This window comes from Zhongshania sp., from assembly GCF_041584495.1.
Taxonomy (GTDB): Bacteria; Pseudomonadota; Gammaproteobacteria; order Pseudomonadales; family Spongiibacteraceae; genus Spongiibacter.
This window is the reverse complement of the sequence record NZ_JBFHDY010000171.1, coordinates 1-5,265: the sequence shown is the minus strand read 5'-3', so window position 1 is coordinate 5,265 and position 5,265 is coordinate 1. Positions and strand designations below refer to the sequence as shown.

The 5,265-nt window shown below is 53.2% G+C and carries 4 protein-coding genes; 3 read left to right on the top strand and 1 reads right to left on the bottom strand.

Annotation, left to right across the window (positions count from 1 at the left end):
• Positions 1-917, bottom strand: a 917-nt coding sequence (locus tag ABYP33_RS17255) for an NAD(P)/FAD-dependent oxidoreductase (protein WP_373092393.1), incomplete at its 3' end; no start/stop codon positions are given.
• Positions 918-1,030: 113 nt separating this feature from the next.
• Between ABYP33_RS17255 and ABYP33_RS17250 the strand changes: the two genes are divergently transcribed.
• From ABYP33_RS17250 to ABYP33_RS17240, 3 genes are all read left to right on the top strand, one after another.
• Entirely contained in the window at positions 1,031-2,260 is a 1,230-nt protein-coding gene (locus tag ABYP33_RS17250; RefSeq protein ID WP_373092392.1) for an MFS transporter, read from the top strand.
• Positions 2,257-2,820 (top strand): chalcone isomerase family protein, encoded by a 564-nt coding sequence (locus ABYP33_RS17245; RefSeq protein ID WP_373092390.1) that lies wholly within the window; start codon positions 2,257-2,259, stop codon positions 2,818-2,820. The genes ABYP33_RS17250 and ABYP33_RS17245 overlap by 4 nt, the downstream gene beginning before the upstream one ends.
• Positions 2,821-2,973: 153 nt before the next feature.
• Positions 2,974-5,265, top strand: a 2,292-nt coding sequence (locus tag ABYP33_RS17240) for a TonB-dependent receptor (protein WP_373092388.1), incomplete at its 3' end; no start/stop codon positions are given.

Genomic DNA, 5,265 nt, shown 5'->3' with positions numbered 1-5,265 from the left:
TTTTCGTCACGGTGTAATACCGCTTCGTTTTCTTCATAGCTAAAGGCGCCGAGTAGGCTCCGTTCTGCGCTGCTGGGCTTATCAAGCATGGCCAGTGATTGGTTGGCGTGTCCAGCCATAACCACATGATCGAAGCGATGGCTTTCGCCATTCTGGTCGACAAGAATTACATGGTCGTTGAAGCGATGTACCTTCCTAATAGCGCAGTTTAATCGAATGCCCTCGGCGAAGTCGGTGCTCAGCCGTTTTACGTACTCGCGGGAACCGCCGGTGACTGTCTGCCATTGGGGGCGTTCATTGACTTGCAGCAAGCCGTGATTGTCGCAAAAGCGTAAAAAGGCTTTGGCGGGGTAGGCGAGCATTTTTTCGGTTGGTGTTGACCAAATGGCGGCGCTCATCGGCAGCAAGTGATCTTCGCAAAAGCCAGGGCCAAATTTTTCTTGGCGCAGCAGCTCGCCGAGTGACAAATCGTCAGGCAGGGTTTGCAGCCAGCCAGCGCTTTGCTTATAAAAGCGCAGTAAATCTTGGATCATGCCCCAGAAGCGCGGACGAAAAACATTACGTTTTTGGGCGAACATAGTGGCGATGGAGTTTGAGCCACTGTATTCAAGGCGGCCTTGGTCTAAGGACACCCCAAAGGACATGTCGGTGCCTTGATACGGAATGTCTAAGTACTTAAACAGCGCCACTAAATTGGGATAGCAGTGTTCGTTAAAAACAATAAAGCCAGTATCAACGGCAATGGTACCGGCACTGGTTTGGATATCGACAGTGTTGGTATGGCCACCGAGTCGGGAATCTTGTTCAAACAGCGTTACCTGATGATGTTTGCTCAACAGCCAGGCGCTGCTCAAGCCCGAAATGCCGGAGCCAATGACGGCAATTTTTAGGGGTACTGACTTTAATGGTGTTTGCATAAATATATCGCTGATCCCGCTTTGTCTTATTTACGTATATTCAGCCTAAACAGATTTGCCACAGCCAATGCTAGCGACGCGACCAAGGTCATCGTCTCTGTAAGGAGAATGAAATGCGGAATCCCTCCCGAAGCTGGCAATTTATTCGTTATGCTTTGCCAGGCTTACCACTTGCGGCCTTAGGCCTGCCTTTTTATCTTTATGCACCGCTCTGGCTGGCTGAACAAGGCGGCTATGGATACAGCATAGTCGGTTTAGTGTTCTTTGCAGCGAGAATGACTGACGTACTGAGCGACTTGCCCGCAGGGGCGTGGATCGATCGGTATGGCAGTCATCGTGCCTTATGGATTGGCGCTTGGCTGCTCATCGCCAGCAGTGCATTGGCATTGGTTTATCTGCCCCACCCTTGGCCCCTGCCATTACTGGCGAGTGGGCTGATACTACTCATGCTGGGTTGGACGGGTATTACTGTACCTTGGTTGGCGCTGCCTGTGAATATCTCATTTTCAGCGCTAGATCGGCTGCGTTATAACAGCAGCCGCGAAGCCATGCTATTGCTCGGAACCCTATTGGCAATGGTATTACCTGCCATATTGGCCCCCGCGATACTCCCCTCAGTTCTTGTGTTGTTGCTTGCAGTCTTGCTGCTGACGGTTTGTCTACAGGGGAGTCAGGCGGCACCGGCCAGTACCCGCGTTCTTAGTTTTCGGGTGTTGCTGACAGATCAGCGCACACGCAGTTTAGCCTTGCCGTGGTTTACCAATATGCTGGCCAATGCGATCCCCGGAACGGTGCTTATATTGTTTATGCGCGAAGTGCTGCACGCCGAGAGCGAGCTCGGCATTGTATTGATTAGCTATTTTCTCGCGGGCTTGCTTGGTGTGCCATTTTGGTATTTTCTCGCGCGGCGGGTTGGCAATCTATTGTCCTGGCGAATTGGCTTGTGTAGTTCTGCACTGCTGTTTAGCTTTGCTGCGCTGCTGGGCGAGGGGGATGTCGGCTGGTTCATTGCCATTAGCATTGGCACCGGCCTGGCGCTGGGGGCCGACCAGGCCTTGCCTTCAGCCATGCAAACCGCTTTGGCGCAGACTTTGTCCAAAGAGCAGGGCGGTGCGGTAATAGGAGCGCGGATGTTTGCGCTATGGAGTATGTTAAGCAAAGCGGCTCTGGGACTGGCGGTCGGCGTGTCGTATTTGTGGTTGGGCAGCCAGACGGACGGGGCAGTTCCGCCAGCGTGGGCGATCAGCGCCGTGTATGTGGTGGCGCCAGTGGCGCTAAAACTACTGGTTTTTTTGATGTTGGGTCGCAGGTCAATAGTGACAATTGAGGGTGGTGGACAATGAATAAAAATCGCAAGGCGTATCTGTTCAGTATTCTATTACTGATGTTTGCAGGCTTGATATCGGCACCCGTAATGGCGGTTGAAAATTGGCGCACGGTGAGCGCGGAAACCTTCAGCTTGCTCTGGAAGGATTTGACCTACACCCGCCTGCAAGTTGACCCTCAGCAAGCTCTGCCCGCGTCTGGTGATATTCTGGCGCCAGATTACGCCAAGCAAATCATTATTGAATATAAAGTCGGGGTGTCGGCGGAGCGCTTTCGCAGCATGACCGAGAAGGCGCTGACGGGTGCCTATTCGCCTGCAGAATTGGCGCCCGCTAAAGCGGACATCGCCTTATTTAGCAGCTGGTATAAAAGTGTTGAAAAAGGACAGCAATACCGTCTTGCTTGGCTGCCAGAGCGGGGTTTGCAGCTGTATTTGAATGAGGAGCATTTGGGTGCAATTCAGGACCCTAACGCCGCGGCGCTAATCTTGAGTGTGTGGCTGGGAAGGGCTGCGGTAAGCGAATCGCAGCGCGATACTATGCTCGCTGCGTGGCGGAGGGCTGCCGCAGATCAGTAGGCCTCCGCGTTATTGTTTAAGGCATTGAATTTATTGGTAATAATTAAATGATCTAAGCTTAGAATATTTGTCCCAAAACCTGCCCTTCGCTTGAAAAGCCTAGGCTGAGCCCCTAGCATGCGCTGCTGATAGCCTGCCGAGAGTGAGACCTAGGTGAACACGTCTACAAAATTGACTTTAATATTATTGGGTTTGTCCCAAGCCGCGGCCCTTAACGCCCAAGAAATTCCCCAGAGTCGGCGGGGCTTAAGCATAGAAGAAGTTCTGGTTACGGCGCAAAAGCGTGAGGAGGGTGCCAATGACATCCCCTTGGCCATTGCCACCTATACCGGCGAAGACCTCGTTGCGCTCGGGGTCAGCGATACCACGGATCTTGGTAAATTACTGCCGGGCTTCTCTTACGCCGATGGCGGTTTTAACACCCCAATTTACACCCTGCGGGGGGTCGGCTTTAATGAAAATAGCCAAACCGCCAGCGCGACGGTGGGGGTTTATATTGATGAATTCAATTTGCCCTTCCCGATTATGACCAAGGGCAGTAATTTGGACCTTGCGCGGGTAGAGGTGCTAAAAGGCCCTCAAGGCACGCTTTACGGCCGCAATACCACCGGTGGCGCGATAAATTATATTGCCAATAAGCCCAGTGATAGTTTGATTTATGGCGGCAGTGTGGGCTACAGCAGCTATGAAACCAGTGAAGCCAATGGCTTTATTAGTGGGCCGCTGTCTGAGAGCGTTAGTGCACGTCTGGCGCTACGCGCCATTAATAGCAGTGAAGGTTGGCAGCGCAGCCGTACCCGCCACCCTAGCAGTGATGCCTACAACGGCAAAACTGGGCGAAATTTAGGCGGTGAGTATCAGCAGTTTGGCTACGATACCTTGGGTAAAGTCGATAAGCAGAGCGGGCGTTTTTCGCTGAGCTGGTTAGCCGCCGACAATATTGATATTAGCTATCACCTCGACGGTTGGCGCGATCGCTCCGAGCCTCAGGCCTTACAAGTGATTGCCATTGAATCTCAGAACGCAACCTTGGGCGCGGCTGGCCTGCACCCAGAGGTGGCAGATTATCCCGTTAATGATAAAGACACCCAAGACAATCGCGCCGCTGACTGGCCAAATGCCGGTATGGAATTTCGCTTAAACGACAGCTTTTACTCCACCGGTGTGCGCGTGGGCTGGACCTTGTCAGAGGATCTCGAGGCGGTGTTTTTGGCTTCACTCGGCCGCTTTGAATCCGATGGCAGCTTTATTCCCCAGTCTGGTGTCGACACGGTGAATACCGAGCGCAATGTGTTTGCGACCACTGATTATTACAATTTGGAGTGGCGCTTGGCGGGCAACGCGCACCCCGACGTATTCTGGCAGCTCGGTGTTAATTACAGCGAAGATGATGTCGCTGAGTTTCAGCGCCTGCATCACGAGACGGTGAGTATTATTTTCCCCGTTGACGCGCCGAACGGCGACGGTGTGGCGGGGCTGGATAATCGATCGGGCTTTGGCGGCAATCAGCTTGCCGAAGTGGCGGCGGTGTTTTTTCACACCGAGTGGGCCCTGGCCGATGATTGGACCTTAAGCGGTGGCGCGCGTTACACCGACGAGTCCCGTAAGTTTAATGGCTGCGGTCAGGACGTTAACGTTGGCGATGAGCCCGGCGCTGACCAAGATTCGCCCGGCGCGCAAGACGAAGGTGTCGGCTTGGCCGGGGCCTTTAGCGGGATTAGTTTACTGCAATCGCCGCTGGCCGGTTATCTGCCCGGCACGGCGGAACAAGGCGGCTGCTTTACCTTGGACAATGAAACACGCCAGCCTGGCCGCTACTTTGGTGAGTTGAGTGAAGACAATGTGTCTGGGCGTCTTGCGCTCGATTGGCGCTTTGCCGAAGACATGCTGGCTTTTGTCGCGCTGAGTCGCGGCTTTAAATCGGGTAGCTTTCCGGTGATTAATATCTCGGATTCGGTGCAGTTTGAACCCGTTACCCAAGAGCAGCTCGACGCCTTGGAGATCGGCGGTAAATTGACCTTGCTCGACAAAACTATGCAGCTCAATGCCTCGGTATTTGATTATCGCTATAAAGATAAGCAGTTGGTGACCAACTTCCGCGACCCAGTCTTTGGCGCGCTGCCTATTTTGCGCAATGCCCCCAAGTCTACCGTGCGCGGTGCTGAGTTGGACGTGAAATACACGCCGATCGAAGGCTTGTATTTGTCCCTCGCGGCGGCGTATTTAGACACTGAAGTTGAAGAGTTTGTCAGCGGCGACAGCAATGGCGATGAGTTCGACTTTGCTGGCAAGCCCTTTAATTACAGTCCGCGCTGGGAATACACTCTGCTATTAGATTATGTGCTGCCCGTCTTTGAGCGCTATGAGCTGTCGCTGGGTATTGATTACAGCTATAGCGGTGAAACCAACGCTTCGCTGGAACAGGACCAACGCTTTTTCATTGAT

Excerpts from the sequence above, each read along its gene's own strand:
- ABYP33_RS17250 (WP_373092392.1), top strand. The coding sequence starts at position 1,031 with ATGCGGAATCCCTCCCGAAGCTGGCAATTTATTCGTTATGCTTTGCCA.
- ABYP33_RS17245 (WP_373092390.1), top strand. The coding sequence starts at position 2,257 with ATGAATAAAAATCGCAAGGCGTATCTGTTCAGTATTCTATTACTGATG.